The sequence below is a fragment of the Variovorax sp. NFACC27 genome, assembly GCF_048301545.1.
Classification (GTDB): domain Bacteria; phylum Pseudomonadota; class Gammaproteobacteria; order Burkholderiales; family Burkholderiaceae_C; genus Variovorax; species Variovorax gossypii.
The window spans coordinates 5,811,925-5,830,022 of sequence record NZ_CP157613.1; the positions used below are offsets into that span (position 1 = coordinate 5,811,925).

Sequence of the window (18,098 nt, forward strand, 5' to 3'; positions counted from 1 at the left end):
CCTTTATTTTGCTTTGCCCGGGTCCTTCACGCCCTTGATCACGTCGAACTCGACGTTGTAGAGCTGCCCGTCCTTCTTCTCGACCTTGCGCAGGTACACGTCCTGCACGATGTCGCGCGTCTGCGCGTCGATCAGCACCTGGCCGCGCGGGCTCTCGAAGACCTGGCCCTTCATGGCCGCCAGCAGCGCCTCGCCGCCGCCCTGGCCCTTGGTGGCCTTGAGCGCCTCGTAGATCACGCGCATGCCGTCATAGCCGCCCACGGCCATGAAGTTGGGGCGCATCTTGGGGTTGGCCTTCTCGAAGGCCTCGACGAACTTCTTGTTCATCGCCGAGGGGTGCGCCGCCGAGTAGTGGTGCGAGGTGACCACGCCGAGCGCGCCGTCGCCCATGTCGTTGAGCTGGTCGTCGTCGGTCACGTCGCCGGTGGCGATCATGCGGATGCCGGCCTTGTCCATGCCGCGCTCCAGGAACTGCTTCATCACCGCCGCGCCCGCGCCGGAGGGCACGAAGACGAAGAGCGCATCGGGCTTCACGTCGCGCACCTTCTGCAGGAAGGGAGCGAAGTCGGGGTTGCGCAGCGGCACGCGCAGCTTGTCGAGCACCTTGCCGCCGTTGAGCTGGAAGCGCTCGGTGAAGAACTTCTCGGCGTCGTTGCCCGGGCCGTAGTCGGCCACCAGCGTCACGACCGTCTTCACGCCGTTCTTCGGCGCCCAGTCGCCCATGGCCACCGACACCTGCGGCAGCGTGAAGCTCGAGCGGATGATGTAGGGCGATGCCTCGGTGATGCTCGACGTGGCTGCGGCCATCACCACCTCGGGCGTCTTCGACTGGGTGGCGATGGGCGCCACCGCGAGGGCCAGCGGCGTCAGGCCGAAGCCGGCCAGCACGTTGACCTTGTCGTTCACCACCAGCTCCTGCGCGAGGCGCTTGGTCACGTCGGGCAGGCCGGTGTCGTCCTTGACGATGAGTTCCACCTTCTTGCCGGCCACGGTGTCGCCGTTCTGGGCCATGTACAGGCGCGCGGCGGCTTCGATCTGGCGGCCCGTGGAGGCCGACTGGCCCGTCATCGGAAGGATCAGGCCGATCTTGAACTTGTTGTCCTGGGCGCTGGCCAGCGACATCGAAAGCGCAAGAGCCGACAGGGCGGCGGTCTGGATGAGATGGCGTCTTTGCATGTTTTTTCCTTTGAGGGGCTGAACGCGAACCGGGGCTATTTTGAACACTTTGCAACATCCGGCGGGGCAGGCAATCACCTAGCCGGTCGCCGTCGCCGGCCTTTGTTGCGCGATTGACAAATTAACTGCGCGATCATCGCGCAGGGTGTATTCCGGGGGAGCCGGTCAGCTGTCGGCGCGGTACGCGGAGTCGAGCGTGAGCGTACCCACGGCACGTGACACGCAGGCGCAGATGCGCGTGACCGACTTCTTCTCGTGCTCGCTGAGGAACACGTCGCGATGGTCGATCTCGCCGTCGACGGAGATCACGTCCATGGCGCACAGGCCGCATTCGCCGCGCTTGCAGTCGGAAAGCGTCTGCACACCCGCCGCGTCGAGCGCCTCGAGCAGCGTGCAGTCGGCCGGCACGGTGATGGCCAGGTCGTGCCGTGGAATGCGCACCTGGAAGGGCTGCGTGGCTAGGCGGCCGCTGCTGCCGAAGGTCTCGAAGCGCAGGTCCTCGATGGCACGCCCGGCAGCGTGCCACGCGCGCTTGACGGCTTCGAGCATCGGCACCGGGCCGCAGGTGTAGAGCTGGCCGCCTGGCGGCAGCGCGGCGATGGCGGCGGCGAAGTCGATCGGCGTCGCGCCTTCGTGGGCTTCGACACCGCTCTCGCCCAGCGCCTCGCGCAGGTGCGGCAGGTAGCCGAACTCGCCCGCATTGCGCGCGCCATAGAGCATCTTCACCGGCACGCCGGTGCGCTTCGCGTGCGCGCCCAGCCGCTGCGCCATCAGCACCAGCGGCGTGATGCCGATGCCGCCGGCCACCAGCAAATAGCCCGGCGCGGAGAGGTCGAGCGGAAAGTGGTTCTGCGGCGCGCTCACCTGCAGGCGATCACCCACCGCGAGCCGCCACATCGCGAGCGAGCCGCCGCGGCCGTCGTCGAGCCGCTTGACGGCGATGCGCCAGCACTTGCCGTCGCCCTCGCCTACCAGCGAGTACGAGCGGGTCTGCACGCGCCCCTGCGCCGTCATCACCTGCACCTGCAGATGGGCGCCGGGTTCATGGGCGGCGGCGAATCCGCCATCGGGGCGCAGCTCGAACTCGCGCACGGTGGGCGTCACGTCGCGCAGCGCGACGACCTGCGCCTGCATCCATTGAAGATCGCTTTTCATCGGGGAACAACAGGAAGGAGAAATGGGAGAAAGATGGAATCAGCCGCGCCTGCGGATCAGCTGCACGCCCGGCAGCGGACGCTGTTCCGCCGTGGGCGTGCCATGCAGCGCCTCGCGCAGGTTGCGTCGCGCGATGCGGCTGTGCTCACGCATCAGCGCCTCGGCGCGCGAGCCTTCGCCGGACTCGATGGCGTCGAGCACCTGCACGTGCTGGTCCTGCGCGACCACGAGCATGTCGCGCGCGGCCGGCGAGTTGGCCTGCACCACGACGAAGCCCGAGGGCGAGGCGAACGGCAGGTTGACCACGCGCTCCAGCTGCTGCGCGATGACGGGGCTGCCCGCCATCTCGCACAGCAGCGCATGGAAGCGCTCGTTGTGCGTCACGTAGCGCGAGAAGGCCGCGTCGTCGAGCGCGGGCTCGCGCAGCAGTTCATCGATGCGCTGCAGGCAGGCGCGCGCCTCGCGCAGCACCACCGGCGCCGCGCCGCGCTCGGCTGCGAGCCGGGCCACCAGGCCTTCGAGCGTGCCGCGCAGCTCGATGGCATCGGCCACGTCGCGCTCGGAGAAAGTGCGCACTGCATAGCCGCCGTTGGGCAGCGCCTCGAGCAGGCCTTCCTGTTCCAGCCGCATGAGCGCGGTGCGCACCGGCGTGCGCGACACGCCGAGCTGCTCGGAGATCGCCACCTCGGCAATGCGCGCACCGCCGGGCAGCTCGCCCGCGAGGATCATCTCGCGCAGCCTCAGCTGCGCCTTCACGGCCTGCGAACTGCCGCTGTCGCCAGGCTCGGCGGCGTTGGACACTGCCGCGACCTTCACGCGGTTCACGCGGCCTCCTTCTCTACCGGCCGGATCGGGATCGCCGCGCGCGCGGGCTTCTCCTTCTCGACCATGCGGTCGATCAGCTTGCGCGCCCACATCGAGCCTGCGTCGATGTTGAGGTTGTAGAACTGGTGGTCGGGGTGCTCGTCGATGGCCTTCTGCTGCGCCTCGAGCACGAGCTCGTCCTCGCGGAAGATGCCCGACACGCCCTCGCGCAGCTCGTGCGTGAGGCGCTGTTCGCCCAGGCAGTAGTTGCGCGCGAAAGCCCAGAAGTAGAGACACGTCTTGTCGGTCTCGGGCGTGATGGTGTTGAGCACGTAGCCGTTCACGCCCTTGCTGCGGTCGCCAGGGTTGCCGTTGCCCGGCACCGCGCCGCTGCCGGCCTCGGCCACGCCGACGTCGATGTTCACTGTGCACGGGCCTTCGAAGCGGATGATCTGCCAGCGGTCGACCTTGCCGGTGTAGCCACGCGCATGGCGGATCTGGCTGCCCCAGAACGGCGGCGGATCGATGTTCTCCATCCAGCGCGTGACGGTGGCCGAGCGGTCGCCGTGCGTGGCGACGAAGGGGGCCTCGGCGACTTCGCGGTTGCCGATGGAGGAGCCGTGCACGAAGGTCTCGTGCGTCAGGTCCATGAGGTTGTCGACCACGAGGCGGTAGTCGCAGTTGACGCGGATCATCTTGCCGTCGCCGGCCCAGGCGGGGTCGTCGTTCCAGTGCATGTCGGGAATGAGCGCCGGGTCGGCCTTGGCCGGGTCGCCGGGCCAGATCCACACGAAGCGGTGCTTCTCCGCCACCGGAAAGCTGCGCACGCAGGCCGAGGGGTTCAGCGTTTCCTGGCTGGGCATGTGCGTACAGCGGCCCTGGCTGTTGTAGACGAGGCCGTGATAGCCGCAGACCAGTTCGTCGCCCTCCAGGCGGCCGAGCGACAGCGGCATCAGCCTGTGCCAGCAGGCGTCCTCGAGCACGGCGACCTGCCCGTCGGTACGGCGGAACAGCACCACTTTCTGGTTGCAGATGGTGCGAGGCAGCAGTGCATGGCGCACTTCGACGTCGTAGGCGGCTGCGTACCAGGCGTTCAGGGGAAAGGCGGTCGTGGGCGTTTTCATGAATACTCAATGTATACAGAAAACAGGAAATTTCCAGCCTTTCGAGGTATTTCGAGGGTAAACACCGAGATATCTGTATACAGCAATCACCTTTTCGAAGGCGATACGATGTTCCGCTCATTCCCCAAAGAATCCCGACGGAGTCATCCATGACACAGCACGCCGCCTTGCCTGCCCGCTACGACCACGTGGGCAGTTTCCTGCGTCCCAAGTACCTGCTCGAAGCCCGCGAGCAGAAGGCCAAGGGCGAGATCACGCCCGAGCAGCTTCGCCTCGTCGAGGACAAGGCGATCACCGAGATCGTCCGGTTCCAGGAAGACATCGGCCTGAAAAGCATCACCGACGGCGAGTTCCGCCGCACGTACTTCCACATCGACTTCCTCGACCAGCTCGGCGGCGTGAAGACCGACATTCCGGTCACCATCCGCAAGCCTGACGGCACCGAGGAGCTCGCGCCGCCCGCGATGCGCGTGATCGACAAGGTCCGCCACGTCAAGGACATCCAGCTTGCCGACTTCCGGTACCTCAAGAGCCAGGTCTCGGCCGGCCGTACGCCGAAGGTGACGATTCCCTCGCCGACCATGCTGCACTTCCGCGGCGGCCGCGCCGGCATCAGCAAGGACGCCTACCCCGAGCTCGACCCCACGTTCTACGACGACGTGGCCAAGGCCTACGGCGACGAGCTGCGCTCGCTGGCCGCCGCCGGCTGCACCTACGTGCAGATGGACGACACCAACCTCGCCTACCTGTGCGACGAGCACATGCGCGAAGCCGCCCGCAAGCGCGGCGACGATCCGAACGAACTGCCGCACCGCTACGCCGCCTTCATCAACAAGGTGGTGGCGCAGAAGCCGCCGGGCATGCTGCTGGCCATGCACCTGTGCCGCGGCAACTTCAAGAGCACGCACGCCGCCGCCGGCAACTACGAGCCCGTGGCCGAGGCGCTGCTCAAGGAGATGGACCTCGACGCCTACTTCATGGAATACGACGACGCCCGCTCGGGCGACTTCAAGCCGCTGCGCTACCTGCCCAAGGGCAAGACCGTGGTGCTCGGCCTCGTGACCACCAAGTTCGGCGAGATGGAAGACAAGGACGAGCTCAAGCGCCGCATCGAGGACGCGAGCAAGTACGCCTCGCTCGACCAGCTCGCGCTGTCGCCGCAGTGCGGCTTCTCCAGCACCGTGCACGGCAACAACATCGCGGTGGAAGCGCAGCGCAACAAGCTGCGCCTGGTGGTCGAGACGGCGCAGGAGGTCTGGGGCTCGACCTGAAGCCCGGTTTCTGTTGAAGTCGGGGACCATGACGACTCACATCTATTCCGGTCCCCTCAGCATGTTCGGCGCCAAGGTCGAGATCGCGGCACGCGAGAAAGGCGTGCCCTTCGAGCTGGTCATGGTGCCCTTCATCGAAGGCGACCACTACGAGCCCAAGCACCCCGAGGTGCTTCGGGTCAATCCCGTCAAGCAGCAGGTTCCGGTGCTGGTCGACGACGAGGTGTCGCTCTTCGACTCGACGCAGATCTTCGAGTACCTGGAAGACCGCTATCCCAGCCCCGCGCTGTGGCCCGAGGGCATTGCCGAGCGGGCCCGCGCGCGGCAGCTGGAACAGAAGTCGGACGAGGTCTTCTTCCCCAACGTCATCAAGCTCTTCGGCCTGCAGGAGGCCATGCAGAGCGCTCCGGCGATCGCGGCCTGCGCCGGCTGCGCGCGCTTCTACGAGGAGATGGAAGGCCTGCTCGCCACGCGCGAGTACATCGCCGGCCCCTACTCCTTCGCCGACATCGCCTTCTACATGGCCTGCATCTTCGCCGACCGCAAGGGCGCGGGCATGACCGGCGCCACGCCCCGCCTGCTGGCCTGGCGCACGCGCGTGGGCGACCGGCCCGCGGTGCGCGCGGTGGTCGAGCCGATGATGCGGTTCCTCGCCTCGGAAGGACGTGAGGTGCCCGCCTTCCTGCAACGCTGAAGGGACACTGAAGGCACGGCAGACGACGCTGAGGCATCATCGATCCATGCCGACCAAAGAGTTCGACTGGCTGCCCTCTCCCTCGCAGCATTTCCTCGTCGTCACTTTCGCGCTGCTGGTCTACGTGCTGACCACGCGAGCGCGCCGCGAGCAGCGCGCTCCCACCACCGCCATCGCCTGGGTCATGGGGCTGGTGCTGATGCCCTACTTCATCCTTCCGATGTACCTGCTGTTCGGCCAGCGCAAGCTGCGCCCGGCGGGCTCGCCCCGGCCGCCGCGCTCGGTGCCGCCGGGCCACTGGGCGGCCGACCTGATCGAGAGCTTCGGCCTCGCGCCGCCGGGGCGCTGCGCGATCCGCATGCATGCCGACGGCGAGGCCGCGCGCGACGCGCTGTGGGAGGTGATCGACGGTGCGCGCGAGCGCATCGACGTGTGCACCTTCATCATCGGCGACGACGCCCTCGGTCACGCGGTGCTCGACCGGCTGGCCCGGCGGGCGCGCGAAGGCATCAAGGTGCGGGTGCTGCTCGACGGCTTCGGCGCGCTCTCGCTGCCGCGCCATCATTTCGACCGGCTGCGCGCGGCGGGCGGCGAGGTGGCGGTGTTCCGCCCCTTCTTCAGCCTGCGCCGCATCGGCCCGCGCAACCTGCGCAACCACCGCAAGTTCACCATCGCCGACGACCGCTGGCTATGGTCGGGCGGACGCAACCTCGCGGGCGAATACTTCACCGGCAACGACAAGCATCCCGAGGCCTGGCGCGACCTTTCGTTCGACCTGCGCGGCAGCGTGGCGGCCGCGGCGGCGCGGCAGTTCGACCACGACTGGGCCTCGGTGCGCAGCCGCAAGGCGCGCGCCATCACCGCTCCCGATGCCGCAGGCCCGGACACGGCCATGGCGCAGTTCCTGCCGAGCGGCCCCGACCAGACGGAGGACACGGCGCACGCGCTGCTGATCGACGCCTGCTTCCGTGCCGAGCACCGCATCCTGGCGATCACGCCCTACTTCGTGCCCGGCGACGGCCTGCGCGACGCACTACGGCTGGCTGCGCGACGCGGTGTGCAGGTGACCATCGCGATGCCCGCGCAATCCAACCACCGGCTGGCCGACTTCGTGCGCGCACGCGCCATGCGCGACCTGGCGCGCGCAGGCGTGAGCTTTCGCATGCTGCCCTTCATGGCGCACGCCAAGGCGGTGGTGGTGGACGAGGAGCTCGCGATGTGCGGATCGATCAACCTCGACCTGCGCAGCCTGCTGCTGAACCACGAGGCTGCCGTGGTGTTCTACGGCCACGACCACATCGAGTGGCTGGCCGAGTGGATCGAGACCACCGCTTCGGCCGGCGAGCCTTATCGCGCGCGCAGGCCGGGGCTGGTGCGCGACGTGGCAGAAGGCCTGCTGCTCACCGTCGCTTTCCAGCTTTAGGCGGCGGCTCGGCGGCCTTTGCCACCGCGTCGAGCCCTGCAAGCACGTAGCGCACGACTTCGTCGGCCAGGGCCTGCGTGTCCTTCAGCGCCGGCAGCACCTTGCTGCTCAGATCCTTGGGCGCCACCGTCATCACCAGGCAAGGGAGCACCGTGAGCAGCAGGCTGCGCTGCACCGAGGGATGGTCGTCGGGCAGGCCCATGATCTCGCCGACGATGCCGCGCAGCAGCTTGGCCTTAGGGAGCACAGCGCGCTGGATCAGCGCCGGCATGGCCGGCGACGGCGACAGCGCCTCGCGCAGCACCACGCGAAAGCCCCAGGGCGCCTTCGGCTGCGCGCTCATCTCGACCATGTGCGCGAGAAAGGCGCGCAGCTTCTGGCGCGGATCGCTCGACTCCACCGACAGCGCCATCAGCTCGTCGAGGCTCACCAGTTGCCTGTGCGCATCGATCAGCACCGCCTCGTAGAGGCCGTCTCGGCCGCCGAAGTGGTAGTTGATGGCCGCCATGTTGGTGCCGGCGCGGGTGCAGATTTCCTTGCTGGTGCTTTCCGCGAAGCCTTGCGCCGCGAACAGCTGTCCGGCGGTTTCGAGGATGTGCAGGCGCGTTGCGTTGCCGTCGGTGCGCGGAGTGCGGGTTGCCATGCCCCGAGGCTAACCCAAACAAAAAAATACTTCAAATTCAAATTTCAATTTGATAACATCGCGCCGACTCCCGGGCAGCAGCCCCGCCAGGAAACACGCCATGAACAGGAAACCCCTCATCGCCGTCGCCGTCGTGGCCATCGCCACCGCGGCGGGCGGCTGGTGGTACGCGAACCGCTCCGCCACGCCCTCCGACCAGCTCGTGCTGTACGGCAACGTCGACCTGCGACAGGTCTCGCTGGCCTTCAACGCCAACGACCGCATCGCCGAGCTGACGGTGCGCGAGGGCGACCGCGTGCGCGCCGGGCAGGTGCTGGGCCGGCTCGACACCCGCTCGCTGGTGCTGCGCGTGGCGCAGTCGCAGGCGCGCATCGGCGTGCAGGAACAGGCCCTGCTGCGCCTGAAGACCGGCAGCCGTCCCGAGGAAGTGGCGCAGGCACGCGCACAGGTGGCCGCCGCGCAGGCCGACGCCGAACTGGCGCAGCAGCAGCTCGCTCGCCTGCAGGCCATCGGCACCACCACCGCCGGCCGGGCAGTGAGCCAGCAGGATCTCGACAGCGCGCAGGCCCGGCGCAAGGTGGCGCTGGCGCAGCTCGACAACGCACGCAAGGCGCAGCAGCTGGTGGTGACCGGCCCGCGCAAGGAAGACATCGGACAGGCGCAGGCCCAGCTCGCATCGGCCCGCGCCGAACTCGCGCTCATGAACCACCAGTTGACCGAGGCCGAGCTCAAGGCGCCGATCGACGCCATCGTGCGCGCCCGCCTGCTCGAACCCGGCGACATGGCCTCTCCGCAGCGCCCGGCCTTCACGCTCGCCATCACCGATCCCAAGTGGGTGCGGACCTACGTGGCTGAACCAGACCTCGGCCGCGTGCGCGCTGGGCAGGAAGCCCGCGTGAGCACCGACAGCCAGCCCGGCGAGACCATCGCGGGCAAGGTCGGCTACATCTCGTCGGTGGCCGAGTTCACGCCCAAGACCGTGCAGACCGAGGAGCTGCGCAGCAGCCTGGTCTACGAAGTCCGCGTGATGGTCGACGACCCGCAGGACCGGCTTCGCCTCGGCATGCCGGCCACCGTGCGGCTGCAGCTGTCGCCACCGCCCTCTTCCGGTTCTTCCTCCACTGCCACCGGCAAGCCCTGATGACCGCCACCGGGCCGGCCGTGGCCGGACGCTCGCTGCACAAGCGCTTCGTGCCGAAGCCGCCGGCCGCGGCCGTGCATGCGCTCGACGACGTGTCGCTCGAAATTCCCGCCGGCACGCTCACCGCGCTGGTCGGCCCCGACGGCGCCGGCAAGACCACGCTGCTGCGCCTCATGGCCGGCCTGATGCGCGCCGATTCGGGCGAACTGCGCGTGCTCGGCATCGACGTGTCGGCCGATCCGCAGTCGGTGCAGGACCGCATCAGCTACATGCCGCAGCGCTTCGGCCTCTACGACGACCTGAGCGTGCAGGAGAACCTCGACCTCTACGCCGACCTGCACGGCGTGCCCCGCGACAGGCGGCGCGAGCGCTACGCGCGGCTGATGGAGATGATCGACCTCGGCCGCTTCACCGACCGCCCGGCAGGCAAGCTCTCGGGCGGCATGAAGCAGAAGCTCGGGCTGGCCTGCACGCTGGTGCGTTCGCCCGACCTCCTGCTGCTCGACGAGCCGACCGTGGGCGTCGACCCGCTCTCGCGGCGCGAGCTGTGGGAGATCGTGCAGCAGCTGGTGGACGAGGAAAAGCTCTCCGTCATCGTCAGCACCGCCTACCTCGACGAGGCCGAGCGCTGCAGCCATGTGTTCGTGCTGCACGGCGGCAAGCTGCTGGCGCAGGGAGCGCCGGCCGAGTTGCGCGACCGTGCGGACGGCCTGTGCTTCGTCGCCACGCCGCCCGGCGACGAGCCGCCGCGGCTGCTGCAGGCCCGCCTGCTCGATGCGCGGCAGGAGATCGTCGATGCGGTGCCCCAGGGCGGCGAGGTGCGATTCATCCGTCGCGAGGCAACGGGCGAAGCGCGGCTCGACGAACTGCTGGAAGGCGCACACGCCGAGCCCGTCGCGCCGCGCCTCGAAGACGGCTTCATGACGCTGCTGCGCACCCAGGCCTCGCATGAAGACACCACGCCGGCGGCCATGCCAGCCACGCCGCGGCAAGACGCCGGCCAGCCCGGCGAAGTGGTCATCGAAGTGAAGGACCTCGTGCGCCGCTTCGGCGATTTCGTCGCGGTGGCCAGCACCAGCTTCTCGGTGCGTCGCGGCGAGATCTTCGGCCTGCTCGGCCCCAACGGCGCGGGCAAGACGACCACCTTCCGCATGCTGTGCGGCCTGCTGCCGGCCAGCGGCGGGCAACTGCGCGTGGCCGGCGTCGACCTTCGGCATGCCCGTGCGCAGGCGCGCCAGCGCATCGGCTATGTCTCGCAGAAGTTCGCGCTCTACGGCAACCTCACGGTGCGCGAGAACCTCTCGTTCTTCGGCGGCGCCTACGGCCTGCGCGGAGCGAAGCTGCGCGAGCGCATGGACACGGTGCTGCGCCAGTTCGACCTCGCCCACTCGCTCGACTCGCCCAGCGGCCAGCTGCCCGGCGGCTACAAGCAGCGCCTGGCCATGGCCACGGGCCTGCTGCACGAGCCCGAGATCCTGTTCCTCGACGAGCCCACCAGCGGTGCCGACCCGCTCGCGCGCCGCGAGTTCTGGCGGCGCATCACCGCGCTGGCCGAAGGCGGCACCACGGTCGTCATCACCACGCACTTCATGGAGGAGGCCGAGTACTGCGACCGCATCGTGATCCAGGACGTGGGCAAGGTGCTGGCCATCGGCACGCCGCAGGAGGTGCGCGCGCAGGCACTCGGCGACGACAAGGAAAAGCGCATCGACATGGAACAGGCCTTCATCGGCATCGTCGAGAAGGCGCGGCGCAAGGTCCGCGCAGAGGTACCGGCATGAGCGGCTTCTGGTCCCGCCTGCTCTCCCTCACGCGCAAGGAGTTCCGCCAGCTGCTGCGCGACCGCAGCAACCTGGCCATCGGCATCCTGCTGCCGATGGTGCTGATCCTGATCTTCGGCTACGGCATGTCGCTCGACGTGAAGAACGCGCCCGTGGCGGTGGTGATGGAAGACGCCTCACCCGCGGCGCACGAGGCCATCGCCGGGCTGGAGCTCTCGCCCACCATCGCGCCGGTGCTGCTGGGCTCGATGCACGACGCCGAGGAGCTCATGCGCGAGCGCAAGGTCGACGGCATCGTGCGCGTGCCCTCCGACTTCTCGCGCTCGCTCGCCGCGGGCAATGCGCGCGTGCAGCTCATCGTGCACGGCTCCGACGCGGGGCGCGCGAGCATCATCCAGGCCTACGTGACGGGTGCGCTCATGCAGTCGTCGGTGCGGCGGCTCGACCGGGGCGGCAACAGCACCGGCGCCGACGCACCGCCCACCGGCAGCGTCACGGTCGAGCAGCGCATGTGGTTCAACGCGGCGAACACCAGCACCTGGTACCTGGTGCCGGGGCTCATCGTGCTCATCATGACGCTGGTGGGCGCCTTCCTCACCGCGCTGGTGATGGCGCGCGAGTGGGAGCGCGGCACGCTGGAGGCGCTCTTCGTCACGCCGGTGCGGCCGGTGGAGATCCTGCTGGCGAAGATCATTCCGTACTTCGCGGTCGGCATGCTCGGCCTCGCACTGTGCCTGCTGTCGGCGCGCTACCTGTTCGCGGTGCCGATGTACGGCTCGCTCATCGTGGTGGTGTTCGCCTCGATGCTCTACCTGATCGTGGCGGTGAGCCTGGGCCTGGTGATCTCCTCGGTCACGCGCAACCAGTTCCTCGCGAGCCAGGTGGCACTGATCGCGACCTTCATGCCCTCGATGATGCTGTCGGGCTTTCTCTTCGACCTGCGCAACGTGCCCACCGCTGTGTGGGTGATCGGCCACCTGCTGCCGGCGACCTATTTCATGGACCTCATCAAGACGCTGTTCCTCGCGGGCGACGTCTGGCCGCTGGTGTGGCGCAACTGCGCGATCCTGCTGGCGTACGCCGTGGGCCTGCTGCTGGTGGCCCGTGCGGTGACGCGAAAGAGCCTCGACTGAAAGCACGGCCATGAACGCCCTCATCGACTTCTTTCTTCGCGTGGCCAACCTCTGCCGCAAGGAGCTTCTGACCATCCTCAAGGACCCTGCCACGCGCGCCATCCTGGTGGCGCCGGCGATCATGCAGAGCCTGGTCTTCGGCTACGGCGCCACCTACGACCTCAACGACGTGCCCTATGCGCTGCTCGACCAGAGCCGCAACGGCGCATCGTCGGAACTGATCGCACACCTCGACAGCACGGGCGTGTTCCACCGCGTGGCCACGCTGCGCTCGCAGGCCGACATCCGCGAAGTGATCGATACCGAGAAGGCGCTGCTCGTCATCCAGATTCCGGCGAACTTCGAGCAACAGCTCAGCTCGGGGCAGACGGCGCCCATCCAGCTCATCCTGGATGCGCGCAACTCCAACACCGCGGGCTCGGCGGCGGGCTACGTGAGCGCGGTGGTCGAGCGCTACAACGCCGAGCTGCGCATGCGCGCGGGCGCGCCGCCGCCTTCGCTGACCGTCGAATCGCGCGCATGGTTCAACCCGAACCTGGAGACGCGCTGGAACCTGCTGCCGGGCATGATCGCCGCGCTCAGCATGCTGCAAACGCTGCTGCTCACGGCGCTGTCGGTGGCACGCGAACGCGAGCAAGGCACCTTCGACCAGCTGCTGGTGACGCCGATGTCGCCGCTCGAAATCATGATCGGCAAAGCGCTGCCGCCGGTGCTCGTGGGGCTGGTGCAGTCCTCGCTGATCCTGCTGGTGGCGCTCTTCTGGTTCCGCATTCCGATGGCGGGCTCGCTCGTCACGCTCTACACGGGGCTCTTGTTCTTCACGGTGGCGAGCGTGGGCATCGGCCTGTCGATCTCCGCCGTGTCGGCCAACATGCAGCAGGCCATGCTCTACGCCTTCGTGCTGCTGATGCCGTTGATGCTGCTGTCGGGCCTGACCACGCCGGTGCGCAACATGCCGCACGCGCTGCAGGTGGCGACGCTGGCCAATCCGCTGCGCTTCGCCATCGACCTGGTGCAGCGCGTGTACCTCGAAGGCGTCGGGCTGGCCACGGTCTGGCACAACCTGATTCCGCTGGCCGTCATCGCCGCCGTCACGCTGCCGCTGGCGGCGTGGCTGTTCCGCAATCGCCTTGTCTGAAAACGGGAGCACGCCATGTCCCATCCTCTTTCTTCCCTTGCCTGCGCCGCTGCATCGCTCTCGCTCGCCCTCGCTCTTGCCGGCTGCGCCGTGGGGCCCGATCACCAGTCGCCAAAGACCGATGCGCCCGCCGACTGGTCCACATGGCATGGCGGTTCGCCCACGCTGCTCGGCGCGGAACGGCAGAGCGCCGCGGGCACCGGCATCGCATCGGGCGACTGGAAGGCCTTCGGCGATCCGGTGCTGGACCGCCTCGAAGCCATGGTGCTCGCCAGCAACCCCGATCTGCAGACGGCCGCGCTGCGCTTCGCGCAAAGCCGCGTGCAGCGCACCACCACAGCGGCGCAACAAGGGCCGCAGCTCAATGCCAGCGCGGGCGTCACCCGGCAGCGCCAGAGCGAGACCGGCGCCGCCACGCGGATGATCGACGCGCTGGGCTCGTCGGTCTCCAACCGCGACCAGCTCATCCGCACGCTCAGCGAGCCCTACAACCTCTACCAGGCCGGCTTCGATGCCTCGTGGGAAATCGACCTGTGGGGCCGCGTGCGCCGCTCCATCGAGGCCGCCGATGCCGACGCAGGCGCCTCGGCCGCGCTGCTGCGGCAGGCCCGGCTCAGCGTGCAGGCCGAGCTGGCGCGCAACTACTTCGAGCTGCGTGGCACGCAGCGCGAGTTGCGCATTGCGCGCGCCGACAACGCGGCGGCCGCCGAATCGCTCGAGCTGGTTCAGGCGCGCGCCGACGGCGGCCTCGTGACCGACCTGGACCCGGCGCGCCAGCGCGCGCTGCTCGCCGAACTTCGCGCACGCATTCCCGCGCTGCTGCAGCAAGAGGCCGACGCGATGAACCGCATCACGCTGCTGGCCGGCGCCGCGCCGGGCACGCTGAACGCCGAACTGGCCGACACCGCAGCCGGCGACGCACTCGATACCCCCACGCTGCCCGCGCTCGCGCTGGGCCAGCCGGGCGAACTCGCGCGCCGCCGCCCCGACATCGCGGCCGCCGAGGCGCAACTGCACGCGGCCACAGCCCGCGTCGGCGTGGCGGTGGCCGACCTCTATCCGCGCGTGACGCTGGGCGCCGGCTTCGGCTACGAATCGGTGGGCAGCGAGCGCTTCGGCGAATGGGGCAGCAGGCAATGGCACGTGGGGCCGTCGATCAGTCTGCCGATCTTCGACGGCGGCCGTCGCCGCGGCACCGTCGAGCTGCGCGAGCTGCAGCAGCAGGAAGCGGCCGTGGCGTTCCAGCAGACCGTGCTCAAGGCCTGGCACGAGATCGACTCGGCCCTCACCGCCTACGCCGCCGAGCGGCAACGGCAAGCCGAACTGGCCGAGCGCGAGCGCCGCAGCCGCGACGCGCTGGTGCTAGCGTCGGCGCGCTACAAGGGCGGGCTCACCGACTTCGGCGTGGAGCTCGACGCGCGCCGCACCCTGCTGCAGGCGAGGCGCGACCAGGCACAAAGCTCCAGCCGGCTGGCGGTGGGGCTGGTGGCGGTCTACAAGGCACTGGGCGGCGAAGCTGTGGCGCCGGAAGCACAAATGCAACACAATTGAAACCAATTGAACATGCAGACTAAAATACCTACCGGTTTCGGGGATTGACAGGCTTGCCCAGCCACCGGTTCGCCATCGGAAGGGCTCGAACGGATCTCCCTGCACCCCCTGCGTAGCGGGGTAGCCCGCTTGGGCACGGCCTCCCGCGGGGCCGACCGAAGCGCCGTCCGTCCGAGTCCTGCGCCCCGGCCTCCGGGGAAAACCGATGCGAGCTTTCTTCTCGCTGCGCACCCTGGCCAATCTGGCGTTTGCTGCCATACCAACGGTATTCGCACTGTCTGGAATCGCGACGCCCGCCTTCGCCGCCATGGACGAGGTCGGCCGGGCCGCCCCCAGCACTCATCGCCTGAAGTTCATCGTCGACCCCGAGCTCGCCGCCGACATCGGCCCCGCCGAAGCCGGCCGCCGGCTCGCCCAGTACGTGGCCGACGTCAACACCGTGTTCACGCGCGAGACGGTGCGCAGCTTCGCCTTCGACCCCGCTGCCGACCTGCAGCTGCTCGCGCCCGCGAACGCGCCGCAGTGCAGCTACAACGGGCTGGTCAACGGCGAGGTGGTGGTGTGCGTCTCGAAGTCCACGCGCGGCTACAGCCACGGCGGGCTGTCGATGAGCTGGACCTTTCCGCAGAAGGGCGTGGCTTGGAACCTGAACTGGATCGCCATCCACGACCCGCTGCGCCTCTCGCGCGCGCCCACGCCGGGCGCCCCCGAATCCACCGAGAAGGACTACCTGGGCCGCCAGCTCAAGACGCTGATGCACGAGCTGGAGCATGTGTTCGGCGCCGGCGCGGGCGAGTACTACAACGGCATCGCCGTCGCCGACACCACCGGCGTCGCGCCAGTCACCGATCTGGCGCTGGCCAACGATGCCGACCGCTACTGGTGGCCCCGTCAGCACTGGCGGCTCGACCCCCTTCTGGGCACCGTCTTCGAGCAGCGCCGCGATCCGGCGGCCAACCGCGTCGCCACGCTCGAGCTGATCCGCTTCACCGAAGGCACCAAGGCCAACATCAACACCGACTGGACCGACTGGCCCAAGCTCGGCAGCTCGAAGTTCATGGCCGGCACCAACGCCACCCAGGTGCGCGTGACCGATCGCGACACCGGCACCGCCCTGCCCGGCGCGCAGGTCTCGGTGTGGCGCAACCCGGGCGCCGGCAAGCCGCTGACGATGCTGGTGACCGGCGTGGCCGACGCCTCCGGCCGTTTCGTGTTCGACTGGGACTGCGGCTTCAGCTGCTTCGCCACCGGCAAGACGACGCTGCTGGTCAAGGCCCGCGCCGCCAACCGCGCGCCCGGCGCGAGCTGGTTCACCATCTTCGATGCCTTCGAGCAGAAGGCGGTGCAGGGCCAGCAGATGTTCACCATCGACCTGGCGCTCGGCGGTGCCGACACCGCGCCGCCCACCGTGTCGGTGGCCGCGCCCTCCATGGCCACCGTCGGGCAGCTCACGGTCATCGCGCCGGCCGTGGTGGACAACGCCGGCGTGTGGGGCGTCAAGGTGCTGGGCAGGGACAGCATCCCGATCTGCACCTTCACCGCCCCGCCCTACACCTGCAGCTGGACACCGAGCGCGCCAGGCGTGCAGACGATCCGCGTGGTCGCCGTCGACGCGGCGGGCAACTCGGCCGTGGCCTCGGCCAACGTGATCGTCAATCCGCCCTCGGACACGGTGCCGCCCACCGTGGCGCTCTCCGCGCCCGCGAGCGTCGCGACCGGCATTGCGGCAAGGCTCACCGCCACTGCTTCCGACAACGTGGCCGTGGCCGAGCTGAAGTTCATCGTCGACGGCAAGACCGCGTGCACGCTGCGCGCCGCGCCGTACGTGTGCGCGTGGACGCCGAAGAGACCCGGCGCCGTGAACATCGAGGCGCGCGCCATGGATGCGGCCGGCAACGTCGCTTCCAGCTCGGCCGGCATGCGCATCGAAGGCCTACGGCCAGAAGACCTCTGACCCGGTCAGTCCCTGTTGGTAAAGCTCGCGTTGCCGAGCCCCGTGCCGATGGTCAGCACGCCCCAGTGCCTCACGTCGCGCATGAAAGGCAGCTCGCTCAGGCCCTGCACCACCGCGTCGTTGTGCATCAGCACCAGCGTCGGGCCGGAGCCCATCATCGGCATGCGGCGCCACAGCTGGCTGGGCAGGTGGAAGGCGTGGCCCTCCCAGTCGCCCGGCAGGTTCTGCGCGCCGCGCGCGATGGAGCCGTCGGGCCGGATCAGCCCCGGGCAGCCGATGCCGACAAAGGGCGCGAGCCGGATCTTCTTGCGCTCGCTGTAGCGCACCATCTCCTCGAGCATGCCGGCGATGTGGTCGACCATGCCGCCTCGGTTCGGGCCTTCGTCCGCGTGGCGCCACTTCTCGCGGCGCACCACCTTCGCCAGCGAGAAGTCGGGCGCCTTGCGGTGGCGCGTCTTCACGATGCCGCAGCGCACGTTGGTGCCGCCTATGTCCACGGCGAGGATCGCGTCGTGGCCCTTCAGCATGGCGGGCGGCACGAGGTGCGCCCAGCCGATCAGGCCGCCATCGTCCACGTCGTGCGACAGGCGGGCGATCTGCACGTGCAGGCCAAGCTCCTCGAGGATGGCGGCGGTCTGCAGGATGGCGCGCTCGCCCACGTCGCTCTCGGGAAAGCCGCCGCCGATCACGATGCGCTCGACCTTCTTCCACGAGGGCTGGCGCATGAAGCGCTGGATCACGGAGGCCAGTTCCTGCGCGAACTCCTCGATGGCCACATGCATCAGGTCGGTGGCTTCGGACGCCTTCTTCTCCTGCAGCACGCGGTCGAGCTCCTTCTTGGCGAGGTCGCGCGAATGCGATTTGCCCAGCGGATCCTTGCCCTTCCTGCGGCGGCGCTTGCGCCAGTGTTCGAGCAGTTCGCGAAATGCGGTCTGGCTGGCCTGGTCGCCGACGAAGCCGTCCTTGTCGCGCAACTGCAGGCTGTAGCCGTCGACCTGCAGGCCTGGCAGTTCGCGCAGGCCGTGGACGTCGGGGCCGGGAAGGTCGACTTCTTCTTTCGCGGGCTTGGTCTTCTTCATCGCACCCGACTGTGAGCCTCGCCGGCCGCCC

The 18,098-nt window shown here is 68.9% G+C and carries 15 protein-coding genes; 9 read left to right on the top strand and 6 right to left on the bottom strand.

The features are described from left to right. Nucleotides 1–3 precede the first annotated feature (3 nt). The 4 genes from ABL840_RS27335 to ABL840_RS27350 all read right to left on the bottom strand — a co-directional run bounded on the left by ABL840_RS27335 (nt 4) and on the right by ABL840_RS27350 (nt 4,259). Complete coding sequence (locus ABL840_RS27335; RefSeq protein ID WP_093203464.1) at nt 4–1,176, bottom strand: ABC transporter substrate-binding protein; 1,173 nt, start codon at nt 1,174–1,176, stop codon at nt 4–6. 165 nt (nt 1,177–1,341) lie between these two features. Then, on the bottom strand, nt 1,342–2,331 hold the full coding sequence (locus tag ABL840_RS27340) for a PDR/VanB family oxidoreductase (RefSeq protein WP_093303586.1): 990 nt from the start codon (nt 2,329–2,331) through the stop codon (nt 1,342–1,344). Nucleotides 2,332–2,370: 39 nt separating this feature from the next. Further along, nucleotides 2,371–3,147 carry a GntR family transcriptional regulator gene (locus tag ABL840_RS27345; RefSeq protein ID WP_176947532.1) on the bottom strand — a complete coding sequence of 259 codons (777 nt, stop codon included), beginning with the start codon at nt 3,145–3,147 and terminating at the stop codon, nt 2,371–2,373. A 5-nt stretch (nt 3,148–3,152) separates the two neighbouring features. Then, nucleotides 3,153–4,259, bottom strand: coding sequence for an aromatic ring-hydroxylating dioxygenase subunit alpha (locus ABL840_RS27350; protein ID WP_093303583.1), 1,107 nt, complete (start codon nt 4,257–4,259; stop codon nt 3,153–3,155). Between the two features lie 149 nt (nt 4,260–4,408). Between ABL840_RS27350 and ABL840_RS27355 the strand changes: the two genes are divergently transcribed. The 3 genes from ABL840_RS27355 to ABL840_RS27365 are packed head-to-tail and all read left to right on the top strand — an operon-like array spanning nt 4,409 to nt 7,647. Then, the gene (locus tag ABL840_RS27355; RefSeq protein WP_093303579.1) at nt 4,409–5,530 is read left to right on the top strand and encodes a 5-methyltetrahydropteroyltriglutamate--homocysteine S-methyltransferase; all 1,122 of its coding nucleotides are present in this window, start codon (nt 4,409–4,411) and stop codon (nt 5,528–5,530) included. A 28-nt stretch (nt 5,531–5,558) separates the two neighbouring features. Continuing rightward, the gene (locus ABL840_RS27360; protein WP_093303576.1) at nt 5,559–6,224 is read left to right on the top strand and encodes a glutathione S-transferase family protein; all 666 of its coding nucleotides are present in this window, start codon (nt 5,559–5,561) and stop codon (nt 6,222–6,224) included. Between the two features lie 46 nt (nt 6,225–6,270). After that, nucleotides 6,271–7,647, top strand: coding sequence for a phospholipase D-like domain-containing protein (locus ABL840_RS27365; RefSeq protein ID WP_093303573.1), 1,377 nt, complete (start codon nt 6,271–6,273; stop codon nt 7,645–7,647). On the opposite strand, the gene ABL840_RS27370 is transcribed toward ABL840_RS27365, so the two are convergent. Continuing rightward, complete coding sequence (locus ABL840_RS27370) at nt 7,625–8,290, bottom strand: TetR/AcrR family transcriptional regulator (RefSeq protein WP_093303571.1); 666 nt, start codon at nt 8,288–8,290, stop codon at nt 7,625–7,627. The genes ABL840_RS27365 and ABL840_RS27370 overlap by 23 nt on opposite strands. 100 nt (nt 8,291–8,390) lie before the next feature. Here ABL840_RS27370 and ABL840_RS27375 point away from each other — a divergent pair, with 100 nt between their 5' ends. From ABL840_RS27375 to ABL840_RS27400, 6 genes are all read left to right on the top strand, one after another. Further along, nucleotides 8,391–9,431 (top strand): HlyD family efflux transporter periplasmic adaptor subunit, encoded by a 1,041-nt coding sequence (locus tag ABL840_RS27375; RefSeq protein WP_093303568.1) that lies wholly within the window; start codon nt 8,391–8,393, stop codon nt 9,429–9,431. Then, on the top strand, nt 9,431–11,212 hold the full coding sequence (locus ABL840_RS27380; protein WP_093303565.1) for an ATP-binding cassette domain-containing protein: 1,782 nt from the start codon (nt 9,431–9,433) through the stop codon (nt 11,210–11,212). Before ABL840_RS27375 ends, ABL840_RS27380 begins: the two co-directional genes overlap by 1 nt. Continuing rightward, nucleotides 11,209–12,345 (top strand): ABC transporter permease, encoded by a 1,137-nt coding sequence (locus ABL840_RS27385; protein WP_093303563.1) that lies wholly within the window; start codon nt 11,209–11,211, stop codon nt 12,343–12,345. Before ABL840_RS27380 ends, ABL840_RS27385 begins: the two co-directional genes overlap by 4 nt. Nucleotides 12,346–12,355: 10 nt before the next feature. Next, nucleotides 12,356–13,483, top strand: a complete 1,128-nt coding sequence (locus ABL840_RS27390) for an ABC transporter permease (protein ID WP_093303560.1) — start codon at nt 12,356–12,358, stop codon at nt 13,481–13,483. A gap of 15 nt (nt 13,484–13,498) precedes the next feature. Further along, on the top strand, nt 13,499–15,034 hold the full coding sequence (locus ABL840_RS27395; protein ID WP_093303558.1) for an efflux transporter outer membrane subunit: 1,536 nt from the start codon (nt 13,499–13,501) through the stop codon (nt 15,032–15,034). Between the two features lie 307 nt (nt 15,035–15,341). Next, the gene (locus ABL840_RS27400; protein ID WP_418116024.1) at nt 15,342–16,988 is read left to right on the top strand and encodes an Ig-like domain-containing protein; all 1,647 of its coding nucleotides are present in this window, start codon (nt 15,342–15,344) and stop codon (nt 16,986–16,988) included. A 5-nt stretch (nt 16,989–16,993) separates the two neighbouring features. On the opposite strand, the gene ABL840_RS27405 is transcribed toward ABL840_RS27400, so the two are convergent. Continuing rightward, entirely contained in the window at nt 16,994–18,067 is a 1,074-nt protein-coding gene (locus tag ABL840_RS27405; protein ID WP_093303553.1) for an ROK family protein, read from the bottom strand. Between the last annotated feature and the right edge of the window lie 31 nt (nt 18,068–18,098).